Source organism: Streptomyces sp. NPDC023573 (genome assembly GCF_055559735.1).
Genome location: NZ_JBVHKB010000001.1, coordinates 1383943 through 1407917, shown reverse-complemented (window position 1 = coordinate 1407917; position 23975 = coordinate 1383943). Strand labels below are relative to the sequence as shown.

At 72.7% G+C, this 23975-nt stretch carries 14 protein-coding genes; 7 read left to right on the top strand and 7 right to left on the bottom strand.

Annotation, left to right across the window (positions count from 1 at the left end; genetic code table 11):
- Positions 1-88: 88 nt before the first annotated feature.
- From ACZ32T_RS06320 to ACZ32T_RS06310, 3 genes are read left to right on the top strand one after another with little or no spacing between them, the layout of a single operon-like run.
- Positions 89-3541, top strand: coding sequence for a bifunctional glycosyltransferase/CDP-glycerol:glycerophosphate glycerophosphotransferase (locus ACZ32T_RS06320; RefSeq protein WP_467365628.1), 3453 nt, complete (start codon positions 89-91; stop codon positions 3539-3541).
- The gene (locus tag ACZ32T_RS06315) at positions 3538-6384 is read left to right on the top strand and encodes a bifunctional glycosyltransferase/CDP-glycerol:glycerophosphate glycerophosphotransferase (protein WP_467365626.1); all 2847 of its coding nucleotides are present in this window, start codon (positions 3538-3540) and stop codon (positions 6382-6384) included. The genes ACZ32T_RS06320 and ACZ32T_RS06315 overlap by 4 nt, the downstream gene beginning before the upstream one ends.
- A complete protein-coding gene (locus tag ACZ32T_RS06310; RefSeq protein WP_467263332.1) occupies positions 6381-7529 on the top strand; it encodes a glycosyltransferase in 1149 nt (382 codons plus the stop codon). Before ACZ32T_RS06315 ends, ACZ32T_RS06310 begins: the two co-directional genes overlap by 4 nt.
- 33 nt (positions 7530-7562) lie before the next feature.
- Here ACZ32T_RS06310 and ACZ32T_RS06305 read toward each other — a convergent pair whose 3' ends face one another.
- The 5 genes from ACZ32T_RS06305 to ACZ32T_RS06285 form a co-directional block, all read right to left on the bottom strand.
- Positions 7563-9797: a bifunctional glycosyltransferase/CDP-glycerol:glycerophosphate glycerophosphotransferase gene (locus ACZ32T_RS06305; protein ID WP_467365624.1), complete on the bottom strand. Its 2235-nt coding sequence runs from the start codon at positions 9795-9797 to the stop codon at positions 7563-7565.
- A gap of 180 nt (positions 9798-9977) precedes the next feature.
- A complete protein-coding gene (locus ACZ32T_RS06300) occupies positions 9978-10856 on the bottom strand; it encodes a carbohydrate ABC transporter permease (RefSeq protein WP_467365622.1) in 879 nt (292 codons plus the stop codon).
- Positions 10853-12232 (bottom strand): carbohydrate ABC transporter permease, encoded by a 1380-nt coding sequence (locus ACZ32T_RS06295; protein WP_467263326.1) that lies wholly within the window; start codon positions 12230-12232, stop codon positions 10853-10855. The genes ACZ32T_RS06300 and ACZ32T_RS06295 overlap by 4 nt, the downstream gene beginning before the upstream one ends.
- 4 nt (positions 12233-12236) lie before the next feature.
- Positions 12237-13568, bottom strand: a complete 1332-nt coding sequence (locus ACZ32T_RS06290) for an ABC transporter substrate-binding protein (RefSeq protein WP_467365684.1) — start codon at positions 13566-13568, stop codon at positions 12237-12239.
- Between the two features lie 241 nt (positions 13569-13809).
- Positions 13810-17130 (bottom strand): FHA domain-containing protein, encoded by a 3321-nt coding sequence (locus tag ACZ32T_RS06285; protein ID WP_467365620.1) that lies wholly within the window; start codon positions 17128-17130, stop codon positions 13810-13812.
- Between the two features lie 418 nt (positions 17131-17548).
- Here ACZ32T_RS06285 and ACZ32T_RS06280 point away from each other — a divergent pair, with 418 nt between their 5' ends.
- The 4 genes from ACZ32T_RS06280 (at position 17549) to ACZ32T_RS06265 (ending at position 23036) form a co-directional block, all read left to right on the top strand.
- On the top strand, positions 17549-19186 hold the full coding sequence (locus ACZ32T_RS06280; protein ID WP_467263322.1) for a serine/threonine-protein kinase: 1638 nt from the start codon (positions 17549-17551) through the stop codon (positions 19184-19186).
- A 147-nt stretch (positions 19187-19333) separates the two neighbouring features.
- On the top strand, positions 19334-20572 hold the full coding sequence (locus tag ACZ32T_RS06275; protein ID WP_467365618.1) for a serine/threonine-protein kinase: 1239 nt from the start codon (positions 19334-19336) through the stop codon (positions 20570-20572).
- A gap of 69 nt (positions 20573-20641) precedes the next feature.
- A complete protein-coding gene (gene prfB / locus ACZ32T_RS06270; RefSeq protein WP_467263318.1) occupies positions 20642-21748 on the top strand; it encodes a peptide chain release factor 2 in 1107 nt (368 codons plus the stop codon).
- A 358-nt stretch (positions 21749-22106) separates the two neighbouring features.
- Positions 22107-23036 (top strand): LPXTG cell wall anchor domain-containing protein, encoded by a 930-nt coding sequence (locus tag ACZ32T_RS06265; RefSeq protein WP_467365616.1) that lies wholly within the window; start codon positions 22107-22109, stop codon positions 23034-23036.
- Positions 23037-23141: 105 nt separating this feature from the next.
- Here ACZ32T_RS06265 and ACZ32T_RS06260 read toward each other — a convergent pair whose 3' ends face one another.
- Positions 23142-23504, bottom strand: a complete 363-nt coding sequence (locus tag ACZ32T_RS06260) for a hypothetical protein (protein WP_467365614.1) — start codon at positions 23502-23504, stop codon at positions 23142-23144.
- Positions 23505-23752: 248 nt separating this feature from the next.
- A complete protein-coding gene (locus ACZ32T_RS06255) occupies positions 23753-23944 on the bottom strand; it encodes a hypothetical protein (protein ID WP_467263313.1) in 192 nt (63 codons plus the stop codon).
- Positions 23945-23975: the final 31 nt, after the last annotated feature.

Here is a 23975-nt window from a genome sequence, read left to right as displayed (position 1 = left end):
CGTTGCGAGCCCCGTGCCTCACCGGCACGGGGCTCGTTCCATACAGAGGAAGTCCGTTCGTCCGTCCGGAAGGATCGTGCGCAGCGTCATGTCACCCCGTCTCACCGTCGTCGTCCCGCTCTTCAACGTCGAGGAGTACCTCGGCGCCTGCCTGGACTCGCTCGCCGGGCAGACCATGGCCGACCTGGAAGTCGTCATGGTCGACGACGGTTCGACGGACGGCAGTGCCGACGTGGCTCTGCGGTTCGCCCGGCAGGACTCCCGCTTCCGGCTGATCCGGCAGAGGAACGCGGGGCTGGGGGCCGCGCGCAACGCGGGCGCGGCACAGGCCCACCCGGACGCGGACTTCCTGACGTTCGTCGACAGCGACGACGTCGTGCCGCCGGGCGCCTACGCCAGGATGCTCGGTGAACTGGACGCCTCCGGCTCGGACTTCGCGACCGGCAACGTACTCAGGCTCCGGGCGAACGGGGTGCTCGAACAGTCCCCCATGTTCCGCAGGCCGATGGAGAGGGCCCGCCGGGCCACCCATGTCACCAGGGACTGGGTCCTGCTCGGTGACCGCATCGCGTGCAACAAGGTGTTCCGCAGGTCCTTCTGGGACCAGCACGCCTTCGCCTTCCCGACCGGCGTCCTCTACGAGGACATCGCCGTGGTCCTGCCGGCCCACTTCCTGGCCCGGTGCGTCGACGTCGTGGAGGCCCCGGTCTACCACTGGCGGGACCGCGACGGCTCGATCACCACCCGGCGCGCGGTGGCCCGGGGCATCCGCGACCGGGTCACTGCGGTCTCCACGGTCAGCCGGTTCCTCGCCGACCGGGGCATGACGGAGGCGAAGCGGCGCTACGACGAACACGCGCTCTCCGGCGACCTGTGGCTGTTCATCGAGGCCCTCCCGGACGGTGACGAGAGCTTCCACGAGGCATTCCTCACCCACGCCAACGCCTTCGCCTCGACGGTCGAACCCGCGGTACTCGACGCGCTGCCCCTGCCTCTGCGGGTCAAGTGGCAGCTCATCCGGGAACGCAGGACGGCGGAGCTGCTGGCGCTCCTTGCCCACGAGTCCACCGACCGCGACACCTTCCACGTGCGGGGGCGGCTGCGGCCCAGGGCCCAGTACCCCGGAGTCGACGCCCCTCTGCCGCGCAAGGTCACCGCTCTGTCCGCCGAGGACCTCCCCGTGCACGCGCATCTCACCGAGGCCGTGTGGAGGGACGGGCTGCTGCACCTCAAGGGGTACGCGTACGTCCGCAACGCCCCGGGGAGGTCGGCCGGGGCCGGCTGGCTGAGGTCAGGGCGCCGGCTGATCCCCCTGAGGCTGCGCGGGACGGCGACGGACGAGGCGACGGCCGGTTCGGGCCGCTCGCTGCACCGCTACGAGCGCTCCGGCTTCGAGACCGTCGTCGACCCGCGCCGGCTCGTCACCCGGGGTACGGCACGGGGCGCCCGCACGCTCTGGAAGCTGGAATCCGTCGTCGTCGGCGCGGGGCGCCCGCGGCGCGGCCCGATGCGGCTCCTCGGCAATCCGGCCGCGCCCGCCGTGCGGTACGTCGACGAGCGCACCCGGGTCGTCCCATTGCTCTCCGGGAACAAGCTGGAGCTGCGCGCCGAGCGGGTGGACGCCGTGCTCGCGGGACACCGGCCGACGGACGCCGGGGACGGGATCCGGATCGCGGTGCGGCTGCCGGGCCCTGACGTGCCGACGGCTCTGCGGATCCAGGAGTGGCGTACGAAGGAGATCCGCGAGTTCCCCCTGGTGACCGACGAGGACACCGACGGCCGTACGGTCCTCGCCGACGTGCCGCTGGTGGTGTTCGGGGGCTCCGACGGCGACTGGGGTGTCCAGCTGGTCTGCGGGGCGCGGCGGCTCACGGTCGCGGCCCGTCCGGAGACCGACGCGGGCCGGTACCCGCTGTCCGGCGGCCGCGAGGTCTACGCCGCCGCCAACCCCTCCGGTGACCTGGTGCTCAGCGACCGGGACGTGCGGCCCGTCGTCACGGGCGTCTCCTGGACGGACGAAACGGGACTGGTCCTGGAAGGGACCTTCCCGGCGGTGCGCTACCGCCCGGTCGAGCTCGTCCTGCGGCACAGCGGCCACCAGGAGGAGAACGCCTTCGCGGTGGAACGCACGGGTTCAGGTTTCCGTACGGAGCTGTCCCCCGAAGCGGTCGACGGGGCCGGTGGCCCGCTGCCGCTCGCCGAGGGCAGGTGGTACCCGTTCCTCCGGTCGCGGGGCGAGACGGACCCGGAGCGCTATCTGCCGCTGCGCGTGGTGCACCAGCTGCACGCGCAGCTGCCGCTCGGGCACGAGTCGGCAGGACGCCACTTCACCCTGGAGCGGCGCTTCCACGACCGGCTCTCCCTGCGGTCGGGGAGCGTCCTGCCACCGGAGGACCGGGGGGCGTACGGGCAGCGGCGACTGCGCGAGTGGTATGTCGGCCTGCTCGGACGGGAGCTGCGCGACACCGTGCTGTACTCCAGTTTCGACGGGCGTCAGTACTCCGACTCACCGCGCGCGATCCACGAGGAGCTGGTCCGGCGCGCCACCGGAGTCGAGCACCTCTGGGTGGTGCGGGACCAGCAGGCCGTCGTGCCCGCCGGGGTCCGCGCCGTGACCCTGCACAGCGCCGAGTGGCACGAAGCCCTGGCCCGCAGCCGGTGGATCGTCACCAACACCCAGTTGCCCGGGTGGTTCGAGCGGGCGGAGGGGCAGTTCGTCGTCCAGACCTGGCACGGCACCCCGCTCAAGCGCATCGGCCGTGACCTGGCGGGCACCGCCTTCGCGGACACCGCGTACATGGAGTCCATGCCCCGCCGGGCCGCCCAGTGGAGCGTCCTCGTCTCGCCGAACCGCTTCTCCACGCCTGTACTGCGCCGTGCGTTCGGGCACACGGGCGAGGTGCTGGAGTGCGGCTACCCGCGCAACGACCTGCTGTACGCCTCCGACCGTGCGAAGGTCGCCGCCGCGGTCCGGCAGTCGCTCGCCGTCCCCGAGGGCAAGCGCGTCGTCCTGTACGCCCCCACCTGGCGCGAGGACCGGCCGAAGCAGAGCGGGCTGTACGGGCTCGACCTCCAGCTGGACCTGGAACACGCGCGGAAGGCGCTCGGCGACGACCACGTCCTGCTGGTGCGCCGCCACTACCTGGTCGGCGGGAGCATCCCCGAGAACGACTTCGTGCGCGACGTGTCACGCCATCCCGACGTCGCCGAGCTGATGCTGATCAGCGATGTGCTGGTCACGGACTACTCCTCCCTGATGTTCGACTTCGCGCAGACGGGGCGTCCGATGCTGTTCCACACCTACGACCTGGAGCACTACCGCGACACCCTGCGGGGCTTCTGCTTCGACTTCGAGAACCGGGCACCCGGACCGCTGATCACCGACTCGGCGGCCGTCGTGGAGGCGCTGCGCGACCCGGAGGCCGCGACGGCGGGCCACCGGGAGGCGTACGCCGGCTTCCGCGAGTCGTTCTGCGATCTCGACGACGGGACGGCGTCCGCCCGGGTAGTGGACCGGATGCTGAAGGGGGCGCAGGCATGAGTACGCCCGACTTCAGCTGTGTGATCACCGCCGCGGAGGGCGGCGAGGACGCGCTGACGGCGTCCGTGGAGTCCGTGCTCGACCAGAGCCTGCGCGCCGTCGAGGCCCTCGTCGTCCTGCCCGCCGGAGCCCCCGCAGCCGTGCGGAGTGCGGCCGGTTCGCTCGCCGGGCGCTCCCCGGACCGCGTCCGTGTGCTCCATCCCGGTACGGACCCCGTCGCCTCGCTGCGCAACGCCGGGCTGGACGCGGCGCGCGGCACGTACGTCCTCGTGCTCGACGTCGGCGAGCGCCTCCAGCGGCACGCCTGCCGCAACCTCTGGGAGGCCGGGGCGCGGACCCGTGCCGACCTGGTCGCCGGACGCTGGGCCCGGCTCACCGGGGAGGGCGCGAAGGAACGCGAACCTTCCTGGCAGCACCCGCTGTTCCTCCGCTCCCGTACGGTGGTCCGGTTCTCCGAGGCACCGGAGCTGGCCGTGCACGACGCACTGGTGACCGGTTTCTGCGTGCGGCGCGCGGCACTGGAACGGCACGCGCTGCGCTACGACGAGGACCTCACCCACAGCGGGGTCCTGTTCGGCCCCCTGGTGGCGTCCGTGGTCGGCCGGATCGCCCTCGTACGCCGCAGAATCGTCTCCGGGCGGGCCGTGCCCGACGCCGGCCGGGACCTCGCCGGACTCGTCGAGGCGCACCGGCGCGTGTGCCATGTGCTGGTGGCCCAGGGGCTGGCGGAACTGCGTGAGCGGCGGGACCGCGCCTTCCTGCTGGACCACCTCGTGCCGCTGGTGCGCAGGTTCCCCGAACTGCCCGCCGCCGCACGCGAACGCGTCGCGGAGACGGCGGCCCGGGTGCTGCCCGGCACCGTCCCCGGGCCGGTGCTGCTCACCCTCCCGCCCGTCGAGCGCGTCGGTGTGCGGCTGCTGGAGCGGGGGGACGAGGAGGGCGTGCTCACCGCGGCGTACGCGCTGCGCAGGAGGGGCGCCGTGGCCGCGCCCCTCAGCATGGCCGACGACGGGCGGGTGTACTGGCCGGGCGGCCCCGACCCCGTACTGGACGTCACCGAACTCGGCCATCAGTACCGCGCGTTCGGCGAGCTGAAGCTGATGAACAGGCTCACCCGCTACGAGGCCGAAGGCCGCCGGGTCCTGATCGGGGGCCGGCTCGTGCTGCCCGCGCACACCGGGCCCGACCCGGAGGGCACCCTCACGGCCCATCTGGAGTTCCGCGTACGCGACGGCTCCCGCGCCTTCCGCGTCCCGGTCGACGAGCTGCGGCCGGACGCCACCGGGATCAGCTGGTCCGTCCGGGCCGACCTGACACGCCTGCTGCGCCCCTTCGGCCCCCGCGACACGGTGTGGGACGCGCGGATGGTCGTGGAGGACGGCAGGGCCCGCTCGGTGAGCGACCTCTTCGCCGCCCACGACCTCGTCGGCCCGTCGGACCGTTCCCCCGCCGCTCCGCGGCTGGGCAGGACGACCGGGGACACCTGGCAGCCGTACATCACGCTCCGGGACCATCTGGCGCTGCGGCTCGAAGCCCACGGCCGGCCCGCCCGCACGGCCCGCCGGCTGGTCCACTACGCCACCCACTTCCGCCCCGCCCGCCGTGCCAGGCTCCTGCTCCGGGCTCTGCGCAAGCGCCGGGACAGGCTGCACGCCAGGGGCTTCAAGGTCTCCGTCTACCGCACCTGGCTGCTCCGGCTGCCCGTGCGCAAGGGCTCCGTGGTCTTCGAGAGCCACATGGGCACCTGCTACGGCGACAGCCCCCGGGCCGTCCACGAAGAGGTGCGCGCCCGGGGGCTCCCGCTGCGCTGCGTCTGGTCGTACGCCGACTCCCCGGCCGGGTTCCCGGCGGACGCCCGGCTGGTCCGCCGCTGGTCCTGGCGTTATCTGTGGGCCCTGGCACGGGCGGAGTACTGGGTCGACAACCAGGGGTTCCCCCAGCACCTCGACAAGCCCTCCGGCACGGCCTATCTCCAGACCTGGCACGGATCGGCGTACAAGCGCATGGGATTCGACGAGACCCGGGTGCGCATGCAGAACGCCCCGCAGCGCGAGCGGCTCCAGCAGGCCGTGCACCGGTTCGACCACTTCCTCGTACGGTCCGAGCACGACGAGCGGACACTGGCGCGCGCCTACCGGCTGCCCGGGAGCACGCTGCTGCGCACCGGCTACCCGCGCAACGACGCGCTGGTCGCCGCGCGAGCCCGGGACGAGACACAGGGGAGGCTGCCGCGTCCGGCGCTCGCGGCGGAACTCGGCCTGCCCGACCACCGCAAGGTCGTGCTGTACGCGCCGACCTTCCGGGGCGGTCCGGGCACGCGCAAGCGGCAGCGGCTGCTCCTGGACGCGGCGCGCTTCGCGGAGCGCTTCGGCGACACGTACACGCTGCTGGTGCGGGCGCACTACCTGGAGGCGGCGAGCCTGCCCGTCTGCCCGCCCGGGACGGTCGTGGACGTCTCGCGCCACCACGACGTCAGCGAACTCCTCGCGCTCGCCGACGTCCTGGTCACGGACTACTCCTCGATCATGTTCGACTACGCCCTCCTGGACCGCCCGATCGTCCTCTTCGCCCCCGACCTCGACACCTATGCCGCCGAGCGGGGCAGCTACTTCGACCTGCGGGAGAAGGCGCCGGGCCCGGTGACGGCGACCGAGGAGGAACTGTTCGCCGTGCTGGCCCGGCTGAAGACCGCGGACACCGGCTTCCAGGAACAGCGCGCCGCCTTCGCCGAGGAGTTCGGGACCTACGACCGTGGGGACGCGGCCCGGGCGGTCGTCGACACCGTGTTCGCCCGGCACCTCGTTCCGTCCCGTTCCGCTCGCACCGGGGAGGCCCGTCGATGAACCGCAGCCGTGACGTCTTCATCGTCTCCAACAGCACCGACGAACTCGGGGGTGTGACCGGCTGGATGCACCGGACCGCCCACCTGTTCCAGGAGGCCGGCCACCGGGTGCACACCATCGGCATCCACGCCGCCGAGCGGAAGATGGCCCTGCCCGACCCGCCGGCTTACCCGGTGACCGCCCTGTACCCGGCGCATCCGCCGACACCCTGGGCGCCCAAGGGGGCACGGGACCGCTTCCGGTTCGCCGCCCGGCGCGCGGAGGCCGCCCGTGCCGCCCGGAAGCGGCGGGCGGTCGACCAGCTCTCGGAGATCTTCCGGGCGGCCCGCCCCGGGGGAGTGGTGATCGTCAGCCAGGTCTGGGCGATGGAGTGGGTCGGCGAGGCGGACACCGGCGGCATGCGGGTCATCGGGATGAGCCACGAGTCCTACGACTACTCGCGGGCGAGCCACCGCTACCGCTGGATCAGGAACCACTACCCGCCGCTCGACCGCTGGCTCGTCCTCACGGAGGAGGACGCCGACAAGTGGGCGGGCGACGGGATGAACAACGTGGGCTTCATGCCCAACGCCCTGGCCGCGCTGCCCGATGTGCCCTCCCCGCGCCGCGAGAAGTCGGTCGCCAGCATCGGACGGCTCACCGACCAGAAGGGCATCGACATGCTCCTGGACACCTGGGCGCTGGTGGCCCCGCAGCGCCCGGACTGGCGGCTGGACGTGTACGGGGCGGGTGAGGACGAGGCTGACCTCAGGGCACGGTGCACCGGCCTGGGGCTCGACGCCTCGGTCGGATGGCGGGGGCGCACCGACGACGTCCCCGGGGCGCTCGCCGCGTCCTCCGTCTTCGTCCAGTCCTCACGCGGCGAGGGCTTCCCGCTGGCGCTCCTGGAGGCCATGGCGAGCGGGGTGCCGTGCGCGGCGTTCGACTGCGCGCCGGGCGTGCGGGAGATCGTGCGCGACGGCGAGGACGGGCTGCTCGCCCCCGCGGGCGACATCGGGGCCCTCGCGGACCGGCTGCTCAGACTCACCGGCAACCCCCGGATGCGGGACGCGATGGGGGACCGGGCGCGGGTCAACGTCCAGCGGTTCTCCGAGGCGGAGATCATGGGGCGCTGGGAAGAGCTGTTCGCGTTGCTGGAGCGCTGAAGCCCCGGGGGCGTCCCCGGGGCGCTCAGGCCCTCACCCGTTGCTGTACTCCCGTACGGTCACCTGCCGGGGGACCTCCACGGCCCCGCAGCCCGGCTGCGGGGCGGGCAACGGCAGGCCCGAGGTGTCGTTCAGGAAGACCCGGCGCACCACCCGCTCCGCCGCGTGCCCGTCGTCGTAGGGGCAGAACCTGGCGCGGAACGCCGCCCGGCGCTGCGCGGAGCGGGGCCCGCGCCAGTGGTCCGTGGCGAAGATCTCGTGCAGCTCCTCCTGGTCGCGGGCGACCGCGCCCGGCGGGAAGGCCGCCGGATCGAAGTACGTGCCACGGGCCGCCTCGTACGCCTGCGCGTCCTCCAGGTGCAGGACGACCGGCCTGTCCAGGTTGACGTAGTCGAACATCAGCGACGAGTAGTCCGTGATCAGCCCGTCGGAGGCGATGCAGAGCTCCTCGACGGACGGGTGGGCGCTGACGTCGATGATCCGCGGGTGCCGCAGATGACCCGCGGTGGCCCGGGCCGTCGTGTCCAGGTAGTGGGAGCGGGCCAGGATCACGAAGTGCGGCCCCAGGACGCGGACCAGCTGTTCCAGGTCCAGGGAGTGCCGCTGGGCGCGCCGGTAGTCCCGGTGGGTCGGCGCGTACAGCAGGGCGGTGCTGCCCTCCGGGACGCCCAGGCGCTCGCGCAGCCGTGCGGTCTCCTCGGGGCCGGTGCGGTGGAAGACGTCGTTGCGTGGGCTGCCGTACTCCAGTGTGGTGTAGGCCGACGGGTAGGTGCGCTCCCAGACGAGCGTGGAGTGCTGGTTGGCCGAGAGCGAGTAGTCCCACTTGTCGACGTTGCGCAGGAGCCGGCCGAAGTCCATGGAGCCGGCCGCCGCCGGACGGTGCACGAGGTCGGTGCCCATGGTCTTCAGCGGGGTCCCGTGGTGGGTCTGCAGCAGCACCTGGCCGCGTCTCTTCACGAGCCGGCGGTCGAAGTTGACGTTGTTCACGAGGTACTTGGAGCGGGCCAGCGCCGTCCAGTACGCCGCTGTCCCGGGGTGCAGCACGCGGGTGGCCTCCGGCACCGAACGGGCGTCCTCCGGGTGGCAGATCCAGGAGGTGCGCAGCCCGGGCACGAGGGCCCTGGCCGTGGCCTCCAGCGCGGCGGGACTGCAGGTGTAGCCGCGGTGCCAGTAGGCGGCGAACACGGCGTCCTCACACCGGACGGGCAGCCGCAGCTGGACGCGGTAGTGCAACTGGAGCACCGCGGCGCGGAACGTCCGGCGCGTCGCCGAGGCCGCACGCCCGAGCCTGCCGTGGACCCGCTGTGCGGCCCACAGGGCGCGGTAGGTGCGGTGGGCGCCCAGCCGGAACAGCGCGTGCCGCAGACGGGTGCGGCGGGACACGGGGGCGCCGGGGGTGCGGTAGCGGCGGCAGTGGGCGCGGGCGCGGCGGAAGAACCGGGCCCGGCTGCCGCGCGGCAGCCGGCCCCGGGAGGTGAAGAGGGTCGAGAAGTGGTCGAGCATCCGGCGGAACATCACCGGGCGCCAGACGGCGAGTTCGGGTCGGGCGTCGATGAAGGCGAAGACCCGGTCGTACTGGTCGAAGACGTCGAAGTGGCGGAGGGTGGTGGTGGAGAGGATGTTGCCCCGGCGCCGCTGGCGGTACCGCACGCAGACGCTGTCCAGCACGGCGATCGACCCGGCGGCCATCAGCACCGGGTAGGTCCAGGGGGTGTCCTCGTAGTAGCCGGGCGGGAAGGTGAAGCCCTCGGCCTCGACGAACTCGCGGCGGTACGCCTTGTTCCAGACGACCATCAGGACCTTGAGCAGTTCGGGCCGCTCCGAGAGCCGGAAGGAGGCGGGGCCGTGCTCGGCGAGGCACTGGGCGAAGGTGTTGCGTACGCTCTCGCCCGACCAGTACGTACGGGCGTAGTCGTAGACCAGGACGTCGGGACCGCCGGTGGCGTCCAGGCGGTCGGCGATGGCCTGGAGCGCCTCGGGGGCGAAGGTGTCGTCGCCGTCGAGGAAGAGCAGGTAGTCCCCGGTCGCCCTGGCGACGCCGGCGTTGCGGGCCGGTCCGAGACCGGAGTTGCGGGGCAGGTGGACGGCGCTGACCCGGGGGTCGCGTACGGCGTACTCGTCGGCGATCGGGCCGCAGGCGTCAGGCGAACAGTCGTCGACCACGATGATCTCGTAGTCCTTGAAGGACTGGTTCAGCACGGAGTCGAGACACGCGTGCAGATACGCCTGGACCCGGTACGCGGGCACGATGACACTGAACCGGGGCACAACACATCCAGGGGTCGCTCGCGGGAGGGCAGGTGGCCCGCAAACGGCCGATGGGGTGACGTGGTTACGTGGAATATGGCATTCGGGGGAAGTACGAGGTAGGGCGGCCCGATCGCGAGTGAACGGGCCGCCCTGGTGTTGACGAACATCTGTGCTGAAGTGCCGTTTCGCGGCCTCGCGCTACTTGACGGCGCCCGCCATCACACCGGAGACGAACTGCCGCTGGAAGGCGAAGAACACCGCCAGCGGGATCACCATGGACACGAAGGCGCCGGGCGCCAGCACGTCGATGTTGTTGCCGAACTGCCGGACCTGCTGCTGGAGGGCCACGGTGATCGGCGGGGACTCCGAGTCCGCGAAGATCAGCGCGACCAGCATGTCGTTCCACACCCAGAGGAACTGGAAGATCCCGAGGGAGGCGATCGCGGGGCCGCCGAGCGGCATCACGACCCGGGTGAACAGCCGGATCTCGCCCGCGCCGTCCAGCCGCGCGGCCTCCAGCAGTTCGCGCGGGATCTCGGCGAAGAAGTTCCGCAGCAGGAAGATGGCGAACGGCAGGCCGAACGCCGTGTGGAACATGACCACGCCGAAGGTCGTCTCGAAGATCCCGATGGTGCCGAAGAGCTCGGAGACCGGGATCAGGGCGACCTGCACGGGGACCACCAGCAACCCCACGACCACCAGGAACCACCAGTCGCGCCCGGGGAAGTCCATCCAGGCGAAGGCGTAGCCGGCGAACGATCCGATGACGACCACCAGGAAGGTGGACGGGACGGTGATCATGACCGTGCTGAAGAGGGAGCCGGTGATCGTCGAGTTGTCCAGCAGGCGCTGGTAGTTGTCGAGGGTGAGCTCGGAGGGTGCGGTGAAGACCTTCCACCAGCCGCTCGCCGCGATGTCCTCGGGACCACGCAGCGAGGAGAGCAGCAGCCCGATGGTCGGCATCAGCCAGAACAGGCCCACCAGGACGAGGAAGACCCGCATGGCACCACCGCCCGCCCGGGCGGCGACCCGCGCGCCGAGGGACTGCTTGGCCTCTGTGTTCCCGGTCGTCGTCACCGGCGCCCCTCCTTCCGCATGCGGCGGATGTTGAACAGCATCACCGGGATCACCAGCAGCAGCAGGAGTACGGCGATGGCGCTGCCGACCCCGAGGTCCGCGTCCGTGCCGAACGAGGAGCGGTACAGCTGGAGCGCCAGGACGTTGGCGTCGTCCTGGGAGGAGCCCGGCGCGATGATGAAGACCAGGTCGAAGATCTTCAGCACGTTGATCATCAGCGTGACCAGGACCACCGCCAGCACGGGCGCCAGCATCGGCACCGTGATCCGGCGGAACACCTGCCACTCGTTCGCGCCGTCCACCCGCGCCGCTTCGAGGAGTTCGCGTGGCAGCCCCGCCAGGCCGGCGGCGATCAGCACCATCGCGAATCCTGCCCACATCCAGACGTAGCTGCCGATGATGCCCGGCGTCACCAGGGAGGGCCCGAGCCAGTCCACCCCGTTGTACGGCTCACGGAAGTTGTCCGCCGGCAGCCGGAGCAGGGACCCGTCCGCCGAGGCGGGCAGGGTGAACACCCCGTCCGCGCCGGCCGTCGCCGAGGCGACGACCTTGCCGTCCTTCACCGCCTCGACGGTGATTCCCTTGAGGCCGAGCTCCTTCGGGTCGACGACGTTGGGTTTGCCGCCGCCGCCCTTGGTGAAGTCGAGCCACGCCGTCCCGGTGATGCCCTCACCCTTCGCGGTGGCCGCCTTCGCGGGCTCCGCGTCGCCCGGCATCTTCGCCGGGACCACGCCGACCAGCGGCAGGCTCACCGGCTCGCCGGCACGCACCGGTTCCTTCGTGACGAAGGAACCGCCGCCCCCGGCCTTCAGTGGATGGACGGGCAGCGGATGCGCCTTCGGGAAGCCCGAGGACTGCGCGAACGTGTCGTGGACCCCCACCGCCACGGCGTTGGCGACGCCGCGTTCCGGCGCCTGCTCGTACACCAGGCGGAAGATGATCCCGGCGGCCAGCATGGAGATCGCCATCGGCATGAAGACGATCAGCTTGAACGCCGTGCCCCACCGGATCCGCTCGGTGAGCACCGCGAAGATCAGCCCCAGCACCGTGGCGACCGTCGGCGCGAACACGACCCAGACCGCGTTGTTCTTGACCGCCGTCCGGATGGTGTCGTCCGTGAACAGCGCCTTGTAGTTGTCGAGGCCCACGAAGCCGGTGCCGGACTGGTCGAGGAACGAGCGGTAGACGGAGTAGACGATCGGATAGACGACGAGGGAGCCGAGCAGCACCAGGGCCGGCAGCAGGAAGGCCGCCGCGACGGCCTTCCTGGTGCCGGTCACGCTTCCGCGCGGCCGCTTGCCCGTGCCCGTGCCCGTGCCGGGACGCTTGTCGGCGGGGGGCGCGCTGTCCGTGCCCCCCGCTGTCGCTGTGGTCATGCCGTCAGCTCGTGAACGCCTTGGCCGCGTCGGACTCCAGTTTCGCCTGGGTCCCCGCGATGTCCTTCGGGTTCTTCAGGAAGTCCTGGAGCGTCTTCCACTCACCCTTGCCGGGCGTCCCGCCGAACGACTGCGGGGCCTGGTCGGACATGTCGAACCGGACGTCGTCACCGGCGTCGATCAGTGCCTCGGCCATCGTGCGCTGCACGTCGTTCGGGTACGCGGCGGTGTCCAGCGACTTGTTGGGCGAGATGAACCCGCCCGCCTCGGCCCAGATCTTCGCCGAGTCCTTGGAGGCCAGCCAGGTCAGCAGTGCCTGGGCTCCCTTGCTGTCCTTGAGTGCCACGGCCGCGTCGCCGCCCGTCACCACCGGGGAGTCCGCGCCGACCGCCGGGAACGGGAACACCTTGGCGTCCGTGCCGATCTTCGCGTCGGTCTGCGCGATGTTGATGGAGACGAAGTCGCCCTCGAAGACCATCGCGCCCTTGGGCTGGTCGCCGCCGGTGAACGTCTGCGTGACGGACGCCGGGAACTCGGTCTGCAGCGCGCCGTCGGCGCCGCCGGAGATCAGGCTCGGCTTGCCGAAGAGCTCGGCGAGAGTGGTCAGCGCGTCCTTGACGGACGGGTCCGTCCACTTGATCTCGTGCTTGGCCAGCTGGTCGTACTTCTCCGGGCCGGCCTGCGAGAGGTAGACGTTCTCGAACCAGTCGGTGAGTGTCCAGCCGTCCGCGCCGCCGACCGAGACCGGGGTGACACCGGAGGCGGAGACCGTCTCGGCCGTGGCCAGGAAGTCCTTCCAGGTCTTCGGCTCGCTCGCGCCCGCGTTCTCGAACGCCTTGGCGTTGTACCAGATCAGCGACTTGTTGGCGGCCTTGAAGTAGACGCCGTACTGGGTGCCGTCGACCGCGCCGAGGTCCTGCCAGACCTTCGAGTAGTTCTGGCCGAGCTGGGCCCGCGCCTCGTTGCCGACCGGCTTGGCCCACTTCTTGGCCACGGCCTGCTGGATCGCGCCCACCTGCGGGATCATCGCGACGTCCGGGGGCTGGCCGCCCGCGATCTTCGTACCGAGGAAGTTGACGATCGGGTCCTGTGCCGGGACGAAGGTGACCGTGGCACCCGTCCGCTTCTCGAACTCGTCGAGGACCTTGGTGAAGTTGGCCTGCTCGGGTCCGGTCCAGACCGCGGCGACCGATATCTTCTCGCCGTCGAGCTTCGGCAGGTCGACGGTCGACGTGGTGTCCTCGGTCGTGCCGGGCCCGTCTGCCGTCTTGTCCTTGCCGTCGCCGTCCCCGCCGCATCCGGCGAGGGCCAGCGCCCCGATCGCGGTGAACACCATTGCGGCCCTACGCATGCGAAGGGTTCTGCGCATTCCTGCCCCGTCTCTCCTGCGCGCGCATGAGCACCGACCGGCACCAACGGTGGGACTCTGCGGTGCCGTTCACGTCTCACATCGTGCGGTTCACGTCGTCCGTGCGCACAGTCCTATGCCCGGCACCCCGGGGCCGCAATACCGCCGCCTGGGCCAACTCCGTGATCGTGATGGGCTCGTGACGTCAGGAGGAGACGCTGAGCGGGCCCTACGGGATCAGCGGAGGGAGGGGCACCGCGTTCACCGAGCGGGCCGCCCTCTCCAGGGCGCTGGCCAGCAGGGCCAGGTCCGTGGGGCCGTTGCCGAGCTCGCGGACCGGACGGCGGGCCGGCGGATCCCCCATCCGCTCCCACTCCAGCGGTACGACGGTGGGGCGCAGGGTCGCCGTGCGCGGGATGCGGCCGGTGACCCGGCCGCCCTGGAACGGCGTCACCCGGCCGTCCGGATGCCCCAGCCGTCCCCGGCCGGGGGCGGCCTCGTCCGGGGACGGGGGGACGACGGGCGGGTCGAGCACGATGCGCAGCCGGGCGCCCCGGGCCAGCTCCGTGTCCTCGGTGCGGTCCGGGCGGGCGGAGGTGGCGACCAGGTGGACGCCGAGCCGTCCGCCGTCCCTGGCCACGGCCTCCAGCACCCGGACGACGGACCCGGCTGACGGGCGGCCCGGACTGCCCAGCGCCGGTGCCACCAGGGCGTCGAAGTCGTCGGTGAGGACGACCAGCCGGGGGAGGGGAGAGGGCCCTGGGTCCGCCGGGCGGGCCGCGGCGGGCCGCAGCCGCAGCGTGCCGCTGGCGGGTGACTCCAGGTCACCGCGCTGTTCGGCGGAGCCGGTGGCGCGACGGCCGGTGAGCCCCTGCGACTCCTCGTACCGCGCGTGCCACTCGGCGAAGTCCAGCGTGCCGAGGAGCTCCGCCCGGCGCTTCAGCTCGCCGCCCAGCGCCTGGGCGAACTCCCGCATCCGTACGGGGTCGGAGGCCACCAGGTGCGTGAAGACGTGCGGGAGCTCCGTGCAGGGGCGGAGCCCCTCGCTCCGCTCCCCGCGCTCTCCGCCCGACCCGTCGATGAGGAGGATGCCGAGCCGGTCGGGGCGGGCGGCGGAGGCCAGGGACGCGGCGGCGGCGCGCAGCAGCTCCGTACGCCCGCTGCCGGCGGGGCCCTCGATCAGCAGATGTGGTCCCTCGTCGGCCAGGTCGACGGAGAGCGGGCCCCTGGGGCCGGCGCCGAGGACGATCACGGGCCGGCCGGCGTAACCGGAGGACATCGGCGCGGGGCCGGTCTCCGGGGAGCCGCTGTCGCGTCGCTGCGCGCCGATCCGGGGGGAGGCACCGCTCCCGGCCGGGGTGTAGGCGGAGCGGCCCGATCCCGAACTCGTCGGCCCGCTGCTCCGGAACGGGGTGTGCCCGGAGTCGGGGGACTCGCGCTGCGCGCCCACCCGTGGCCCGGTGCTCAGGGTGCGGCCCGAGTTCGTCGTGTCCAGGTCCGTGGAGCCCGGCGCGGGGGTACGCACCGTCGCGCCCGGCTGGTCCTCGGCCGTGGAGGCCCAGCGGGCCATCAGGGAGGCCGGGGTGGCCCTGGCGAGGCCCAACTCGTCCAGCAGGCGCGCGGAGGGTGGCAGGGCCGCCGCTATGGGCCGGCCGGGGAGGGCTGTGGTGCCCTCGTCGCGCAGCGGGGCCAGGGCGCGCCCGAAGCGCTCGGCCCAGGCCGCCGACACGGCGTCCACCGCGGCGACCGTGCCATGGCCGGCAGCCTGGCCGCCCGCTGTGCGCAGGAGCCGCAGCGCGGTCGCGACGTCGCCGCTGAGCATGGCCACCGCACCGCACTCGCGGAAGGCGATCGAGGCCCGGCACGCGGTGTCGTAGGTCGCGGCGACCGGGGAGGTGGGGGAGGCGGCCGGGGTCTCCGCCAGGCAGATCAGATGGATTCCGGCGGCGGCTCCGGCGCCGGCCAGAGCGGCGGTGGTCTCGCGCAGGGCCGAGGAGCCGGGATCGCCGTCCACGATCACCACGGTGTACGGCCCGGTGTGGAGCCGGGCCGCCTCCGCCACGGAGGTCCGGTCGGCGCTGGCCCAGCCGGGTCCCAGCGGGCCCTCCTCCATGCGGCGCGCCAGCTCGGCCGCGCGTGCGCCCGCCTGCTCACGGTCGTACGCGAGGAGGAGGCGGCAGTCCTGGCCGTGCATGGGGCGCAGATGGGGCAGCCAGCCGAGCCAGGACCACTCGCGCCGGCGCTCCTCCAGGCTCCGGGTCCGGTCCGTGCTGATCAGCACGATCTCCAGGTCGAAGGGGGAGTGCAGCGCGGCGAGCTGCGCCACCGTCGAGCGGGCGAGGCCGGAGAGCCGGGCCCGGGGGCCCGCGAGCCCGAGGGAGCCGGCCTCACGCAGCCCGACGGTGACCGGCACGGCGGGCAGATCGGCCCGCTCCGTCGTCCCGAGCCGCACGACCAGGGCCTCGGGGTGCGCGGTGTCGCGCTCCCACAGACGGGGGCCGGGCCCGAGCGCCGTGAGGAGCACGGTCGCGGGGTCCGGCCAGGTCCCGGCGGGGGCGGAGGGGGCGTGCGGGGGTACGGAGGGGGCGTGCGGGGCGGAGACGGGCTCGGGGCCGGCCACCGGTGCGTCACCGGACGGCGCGCCGTGCGCCTGCTCGCCCTTGCCGCTCGTGAGCCGCCGGGCCCAGGCGCCTATGCCGCGCCTGGGCGTCTCCCAGGGGGCGAGTGCGGAGCCGCGGCCGTGGGTGGCCTGCGCGAAGGGCTCGCCCTGGTGGGCGTCGTGGCCGGACGGGCCGTCGTCGTACGCCGCGTGCCCGGTGGTGGGGGAGCCGTAGGCGTGGCCGTGTCCGCCGGCCGGGACCGGGTCCGGCTCCCCGGCCGCTCCCGGGGCGCCGCCCGCGTCAGGGCGGGCCACCCGCAGATGGCCCTCGCCGTCCGGTGTCGTCGTCAGCGTGGGTGTGCGGTCGCCGGGGGTGAGCCGGAGCGTCGACTCGCCGAGCCGCAGCAGGGCGCCCGGGACGAGCCGGACCGGGCGGTCGTGGATGTCCGTGCCGTCCAGCGAGGTGCCGTTGGTGGAGCCCAGATCGGCGACGGAGACGCGCCCGTCGTCCGCGACCGTGACCGCGCAGTGCAGCCGTGACACGTCGGGGTCGTCGAGGGGCACGTCCGCGTCGGCGGAGCGGCCGATGCGGATCTGTCCGCCGTGCAGCAGGTGGACCCCGCCGGCGTCCGGGCCCGCGATCACGTGCAGCCGGGCCGGGACGGCGTCGTCGGCCGCCTCGTCCTCGCCGGGCACCTGGAGGGAGAGCACCGTGCCGTCCACCAGGGGCGGCTCGCCGAGTGCGCAGCGCTGCGGGTCGAGCCGGTCGCGCCCCGCGTACAGCACGGTGGCGCCGCCGCCCAGGGAGTTCTCCGGACCGGACACCGCGGTGGCCAGGGCGGAGGCGACGGCCGCGAGAGCCGTCCCCGCGGGGGCGGTCACGAGCACGTCGCAGGCGCGCGCCGGGGTCTGGCCGCTGCGCGGCGCGAGGACGGTCAGCCGGATCTGCATCGCCGTCAGCGGTCCCTTCTGCGCGGGGCGCCCGGCAGGGGAAATGCCCTGTGATTCCCCCCACCCGGCACGGACGCGTCGTCCGGTACAGGTCGTCACGGAACGTGAGGCTCCCGACCTCATAGTTCTGTGCTGCAGGCATCCTCGCACCTGGCACTGACAACACGCCCGGGAGTGACCGCTTAGTGATCTTGAATGGCTGAGTGTGGGTGTAAAAGTGCCTGCTTGGTCCTGCCGGGGACGTGCTGCACACTCGTTCGGCAACCAACTCTTCCGTGTGGGCGTCTTCCCGTGACACAGCGGCAACACGACCGGAGTACGACCGACCGGTGCCCCGTACGGCGGCATTAGAGTGGGCCGGAACATCCGGCGGGCCCCGGGGGACCGCGAGCACAACGATCAGCAGGGAGCGCGTGACGTGCGGCCAGTCGGCAGCAAGTACCTGCTCGAGGAGCCGCTCGGACGCGGCGCCACGGGCACCGTCTGGCGAGCCCGCCAGCGGGAGACCGCGGGCGCCGAGGCGGCCGTCGCCGGGCAGCCCGGCGAGACCGTCGCGATCAAGGTGCTCAAGGAGGAGCTCGCCAACGACGCGGATGTCGTCATGCGCTTCCTGCGCGAGCGCTCCGTGCTGCTGCGGCTCACCCACGCGAACATCGTGCGCACCAGGGACCTCGTCGTCGAGGGCGATCTCCTCGCCCTGGTGATGGACCTGGTCGACGGCCCCGACCTGCACCGCTACCTCCGTGAGAACGGCCCGCTCACCCCGGTCGCCGCCTCGCTGCTCACCGCCCAGATCGCGGACGCGCTGGCCGCGAGCCACGCCGACGGCGTCGTGCACCGCGACCTGAAGCCCGCCAACGTGCTGCTCGACGAGCGCGACGGCGGCATGAAGCCGATGCTCACGGACTTCGGCATCGCGCGCCTCGCGGACTCCCCGGGGCTGACCCGGACCCACGAGTTCGTCGGTACGCCCGCCTATGTGGCGCCCGAGTCCGCCGAGGGGCGTCCGCAGACCTCCGCCGTGGACATCTACGGCGCGGGCATCCTGCTGTACGAGCTGGTCACCGGTCGTCCCCCCTTCGCCGGGGGCACCGCGCTCGAGGTCCTGCACCGGCACCTCAGCGAGGAGCCGCAGCGCCCCGGCAACGTCCCGGAACCGCTGTGGACGGTCATCGAGCGCTGCCTGCGCAAGGACCCGGACCAGCGGCCCAGCGCCGTGAACCTCGCCCGTGCGCTGCGCACGGTCGGCGCCGGCATCGGCGTGCACGCGAACTCCGCGCAGATCGCGGCCGCCGAGGGCGTGGGCGCCCTGCTCGCGCCCGACCCGGCACCGGCCGCCGTCCCGGAGACCCCGGGGGCCGCCGACCCGACCCAGGTGCTGCCGAGCAACGCGGGCTCGTACGACCCCTCGGCCGCGACCAGCGTGATGCGGCAGACCCCGGGCGGGGGCGGCCAGGCGGACCCGACCGCGATGATGCCGCCCGTGCCGCCGCGCCCCGACGGTCCGCCCGGGCCCGACGAGCCGCACCCGTGGCAGTCGCAGCTCCGGGCCGCCCGGGACCGCAACGAGCAGACGCAGGTCCAGTACCTCGACCCCAGCCAGGACCCGCTGCGCCGCCGCCCCCAGCGGCAGCAGCCGCCGCAGCAGCAGCCCCAGCGTCAGCAGCAGCCGCCGCAGCGCGCCCAGCAGTACCCGCCGCAGCAGCAGCCCCAGCGTTACCAGCCGCAACCCCAGCAGCAGCGGCCCCCGCAGCCGCAGCGGCAGCAGTACGCGCCCCCGCAGCAGCCCCCGCCCCAGGCGCCGGCCCCCCGGCCGCCCCGGCAGCGCGGCGCCAACCCGATGCGCATCCCCGGCCTCGGCTGCCTCAAGGGGTGCCTGTTCACAGTGGTGCTGCTCATCGTCGCCGCCTGGCTCATCTGGGAGCTGACACCGCTGCAGGACTGGGTGGCCCAGGGCAAGAGCTTCTGGGACGCCATAGGGGACGGCATCGGCAAGGTCACCGGCTGGTTCGAGGACCTCGGCGGAAGCAGCTCCGGCGGCACGAGCGGCCAGTAACACCCCCCTGCTCTGTGTCTTTGTCGACTTCTGCGGGCCCAATTCGCCCGCAGAAGTGAAGGTTGGCGCCATCCAGGGCACGCAGGACCCCGTTCGCCGCGTAACTTTGTCGACCGGGGGTCAACGCCAGCCGCTGAGGGAGCAGTCTTGGCACGGAATATCGGCAGCCGGTACACCGCCCACCAGATCCTGGGGCGCGGCAGCGCCGGCACGGTGTGGCTCGGCGAGGGGCCCGAGGGCCCGGTCGCCATCAAGCTGCTCCGCGAGGACCTCGCGTCCGACCAGGAGCTCGTGGGCCGCTTCGTGCAGGAGCGAACCGCGCTGCTCGGGCTCGGACATCCGCACGTCGTCGCCGTCCGCGACCTCGTGGTGGACGGCACCGATCTCGCTCTGGTGATGGACCTGGTGCGGGGCACCGACCTGCGCACGCGCCTGGACCGGGAGCGCCGCCTCGCGCCCGAGGCCGCCGCGTCGGTCATCGCGGACGTCGCCGACGGTCTCGCCGCCGCGCACCGCGCCGGAGTCGTCCACCGCGACGTCAAGCCGGAGAACATCCTGCTCGACATGGAGGGACCGGCCGGCCCCGGCGGCGCGCACCCCGCCCTGCTCACCGACTTCGGTGTCGCCAAGCTCATCGACACCCCCCGCCGCACCAAGGCCACCAAGATCATCGGTACGCCGGACTACCTGGCCCCCGAGATCGTCGAGGGCCTCCCGCCGCGCGCCGCCGTGGACATCTACGCCCTCGCGACCGTGCTCTACGAGCTGCTCGCCGGTTTCACCCCCTTCGGCGGCGGCCACCCCGGGGCCGTCCTGCGCCGCCATGTGACCGAGACGGTCGTCCCGCTGCCGGGCATCCCCGAGGAGCTCTGGCAGCTCCTCGTCCAGTGCCTCGCCAAGGCACCGGCGTCCCGGCTGCGCGCCTCCGAGCTCGCGGCCCGGCTGCGCGAGCTGCTGCCGCTGCTGTCCGGGATACCCCCGCTCGACGTCGACGAGCCGGACAACGAGACCGAGCCGCAGGCATACGACGAACAGCAGTACACGCCGGCCCCCGAGGAGCCCCGCCGTCGCGGCGCGGTCCCGCTGGTGCCCGGCTCCTCCCCGGACTCCAACCGGGACACCCACACGAGCATGCGCGTGCCCGCGCCCGACGAGCTCTCCGGCGGCCCGCTCGGCACTGCCCGCGCGCCGCGCGCCCCCGGCCGGCCGCGCCCCGGCTCGGCCCGGAACAAGTCGGCGGCGGTCCGCAAGCGCAGGATCACCCTGGGTGTCGCCGCGGTCGCCGTGTGCGCGGCGATAGGGGTGGGCGGGTGGTTCGCCACGAGCGGCGACGATCCGGGCGCAGCCCCCGAGGACACGCGGAATTCGGCTCCCACGGCCCCCTGAGAGCCGTCCGGGAGGGGCCGGGCTCCGGGGGAGGGACACGTTCACTCGTCCAGCCGTTACGCTGGACCCGTGGCAGTCGTCGATATTTCCGAAGAGCTGAAGTCCCTCTCCTCGACCATGGGGTCGATCGAGGCCGTCCTGGACCTGGATGCGCTGAAGGCCGACATCGCCGTGCTCGAGGAGCAGGCGGCGGCGCCGTCCCTCTGGGACGACCCGGAGGCGGCGCAGAAGATCACCAGCAAGCTTTCGCACCTCCAGGCCGAGGTCCGCAAGACCGAGGCCCTGCGCAGCCGCATCGACGACCTCGAGGTCCTCTTCGAGCTCGCCGAGGACGAGGGTGACGCCGACGCGCGCGCGGAGGCGGAGACCGAGCTGGAGTCCGTCCGTAAGGCCCTGGACGAGATGGAGGTCCGCACGCTCCTCTCCGGCGAGTACGACGCGCGCGATGCCCTGGTCACCATCCGCGCCGAGGCCGGTGGCGTCGACGCCGCCGACTTCGCCGAGAAGCTCCAGCGCATGTATCTCCGCTGGGCCGAGCGGCACAACTACAAGACCGAGGTCTACGAGACGGCCTACGCCGAGGAGGCCGGCATCAAGTCGACCACCTTCGCGGTGGAGGTCCCGTACGCCTACGGCACGCTCTCCGTCGAGCAGGGCACCCACCGCCTCGTCCGGATCTCACCGTTCGACAACCAGGGCCGCCGCCAGACGTCCTTCGCGGGTGTCGAGGTGCTGCCCGTGGTCGAGAAGACGGACCACGTCGAGATCGACGAGTCCGAGCTCCGCGTCGACGTGTACCGCTCCTCCGGCCCCGGTGGCCAGGGCGTCAACACCACGGACTCCGCGGTGCGCCTGACCCACCTGCCGACCGGCATCGTCGTCTCCTGTCAGAACGAGCGCTCGCAGATCCAGAACAAGGCGTCCGCGATGAACGTCCTCCAGGCGAAGCTCCTCGAGCGCCGTCGCCAGGAGGAGCAGGCGAAGATGAACGCGCTGAAGGGCGACGGCGGCAACTCCTGGGGCAACCAGATGCGTTCCTACGTCCTCCACCCGTACCAGATGGTCAAGGACCTGCGTACGGAGTTCGAGATGGGCAACCCCGAAGCGGTCTTCGGCGGCGAGATCGACGGCTTTATCGAAGCGGGCATCCGCTGGCGCAAGCAGAGCGAGAAGTAGCGGCGGCCGTAAGGCTGTCGGGCCCGGACAGGTCTCCTGTCCGGGCCCTTCCGCGTGCTCACCCCGCCGGGTACGCAGGGGAGTTGAGGGGAAGCTGTGGTGAATGAGTCACAGTCGTGATTCCGAATACCCGTCAAGTGCCCCCATAGCGGACCGTATGCGCCCGGAACGGCCTTGACGTAGTCCTTAACTCTGGACAGGGTGCTAGGGCAGCACGCTTATGTCTGGGACAGGTGTGAACGGGGGCGGGCGGGATGACCACGGTACGGCGTGGCCCTGCAGAGAGAGTGACCCCGCAGGGCCGTGGACCGCATAGGGCTGCTCCATCGACGAGATCAGCTACTGGGGGTAGCAACATATGACCAAGAAGACGCGAATCCGCGTCGCGCGGATAGCCGCCGGCGCGGTTATCGCCGCGGGTGCCTCGCTTACGGCCGCGGGCGCAGCGCAGGCCGCGGGCTTTGTCGAAATCGGCAACGAGGACGCCAGCGAGACCCAGGTCAGCACAAAGGGCGGCGTGCTCGGCGGCCTGCTCGGCGGCGTTGACGGCGGCACCGAGGGTGGCACCGACGGCGGTGCTGACGGTGGCACCGACGGCGGCGCCGATGGTGGCGCCGACGGCGGCCTGCTCGGCGGCGTTGACGGCGGTGCCGATGGTGGCGCTGACGGCGGTGCTGATGGCGGTGCTGACGGCGGTGCCGATGGTGGCGCTGATGGCGGTGCTGATGGCGGTGCCGATGGTGGCGCTGACGGCGGTGCCGATGGTGGTGCTGACGGCGGTGCCGATGGCGGTGCCGATGGTGGCGCTGATGGTGGCGCTGACGGCGGTGCCGATGGTGGTGCTGACGGCGGTGCCGATGGCGGTGCCGATGGTGGTGCTGACGGCGGCGTTATCGGCGGCGGCGCTGATGGTGGTGCCAACGGCGGCGGCGCTGACGGTGGTGCCAACGGCGGTGGCGCTGATGGTGGCGCCAACGGCGGTGGCGCTGATGGTGGCGCCAACGGCGGCGGTGCCAACGGCGGCGGCGATGGTGGTACGACCGGTGGCGACACCGGTGCGCCCACGGCTGAGCCGTCGGACCCGTCCTACCCGGACGCCGGTGACAACACCGACACCGACAGCATCGGCAACCAGCCGGTCGAGCAGGGCAAGGGCAAGGACGAGCTCGCCGAGACCGGTGCGGCCGAGACCACGTTCCTGCTGATCGGTGCCGCGACGATGATCGCCGGTGGCATCGGCTTCCGCATCCTGCCGCGTCTGGCCGGCGGCGGTCGTACGGCCGCCTAGCAGCGGACGGCGTACACGCACGCACAGAGGGGCCCGGTCCGCATGCGCGGGCCGGGTCCCTCTGCGTGGGGGCGTGTGCGGGGACGTGGGGGAGAGGGCGGACCCTCAGGCCGTGGTGTCCGCCGCCTCCCGGCTCTCCGCGGCGCGGGGTGACGGTGACGCCTCGGCCTTCGCGAATGCCGGCACGGTCTCCGTCGAGGCGCTCTCCCTCTTCGCGGAGGAGAAGCTGACGGCGGAGCAGACGACCGCGAGCGCGCCGACGGCGTACCGGTTGGGCCCCGGGATGTCGGCGGAGTGCGAGAGGTCGAGGAGCGCGCAGGCGGCCTGAACACCTACCGGACCGCTTCCGAGGCCCTGGCGGGGGATGTCGTCGAGCCCTTCGTCATCGCGTACCCGCCGGGCAACCCGATCAACGTGTCCGGCGAGAAGCCTGGAACGGACGACCCGCGGGAAGACCGGACTGCTCACGGTCCTGCAGCGCAGCGCAGCCTTACCCGAGGCGAGCGCGCGCGGGCACGCTGGTCAGCGGAGCGTGAGCCGGGGTCGCCGGGCTGTCCGCTTTCCGCGCGCCTGCCCGCCGATGTGTCGCAGGTCGCGTCCCTAGCGTACAGCCGGACGGGAAGGTGAGGGTGGCCGAGCTTCTCGAAGAGGTGCGCCCGCAGGTGCTCCCGGGGGAGGCGTGACAACGGCGTACGTAACCAAAGGTGGTCGCCCGGCTACACGGCCTGGTGCACGAGGAGCGCCAGGGCGGCCGTGAGGATCACCATCAGGGCGATCAGCATCGCTGGGTTCAGCCCCGCGAACGGGCCGCTCTCCTGCATGCGCTCCCGGCTCGCCCGGCAGACGCTGCAGCGGCCCTCGCTCACGGGAGCCGCGCAGTTCGCGCACACCAGTCGGTCGTAGGTCATGCGCTTTCCTCCTCCCGCGCGGCGGAGCCGC

Excerpts from the sequence above, each read along its gene's own strand:
- ACZ32T_RS06320 (WP_467365628.1), top strand. The coding sequence starts at position 89 with ATGTCACCCCGTCTCACCGTCGTCGTCCCGCTCTTCAACGTCGAGGAG.
- ACZ32T_RS06315 (WP_467365626.1), top strand. The coding sequence starts at position 3,538 with ATGAGTACGCCCGACTTCAGCTGTGTGATCACCGCCGCGGAGGGCGGC.
- ACZ32T_RS06310 (WP_467263332.1), top strand. The coding sequence starts at position 6,381 with ATGAACCGCAGCCGTGACGTCTTCATCGTCTCCAACAGCACCGACGAA.
- ACZ32T_RS06295 (WP_467263326.1), bottom strand. The coding sequence starts at position 12,232 with ATGACCACAGCGACAGCGGGGGGCACGGACAGCGCGCCCCCCGCCGAC.
- ACZ32T_RS06290 (WP_467365684.1), bottom strand. The coding sequence starts at position 13,568 with ATGGTGTTCACCGCGATCGGGGCGCTGGCCCTCGCCGGATGCGGCGGG.
- ACZ32T_RS06285 (WP_467365620.1), bottom strand. The coding sequence starts at position 17,130 with ATGCAGATCCGGCTGACCGTCCTCGCGCCGCGCAGCGGCCAGACCCCG.
- ACZ32T_RS06265 (WP_467365616.1), top strand. The coding sequence starts at position 22,107 with ATGACCAAGAAGACGCGAATCCGCGTCGCGCGGATAGCCGCCGGCGCG.
- ACZ32T_RS06255 (WP_467263313.1), bottom strand. The coding sequence starts at position 23,944 with ATGACCTACGACCGACTGGTGTGCGCGAACTGCGCGGCTCCCGTGAGC.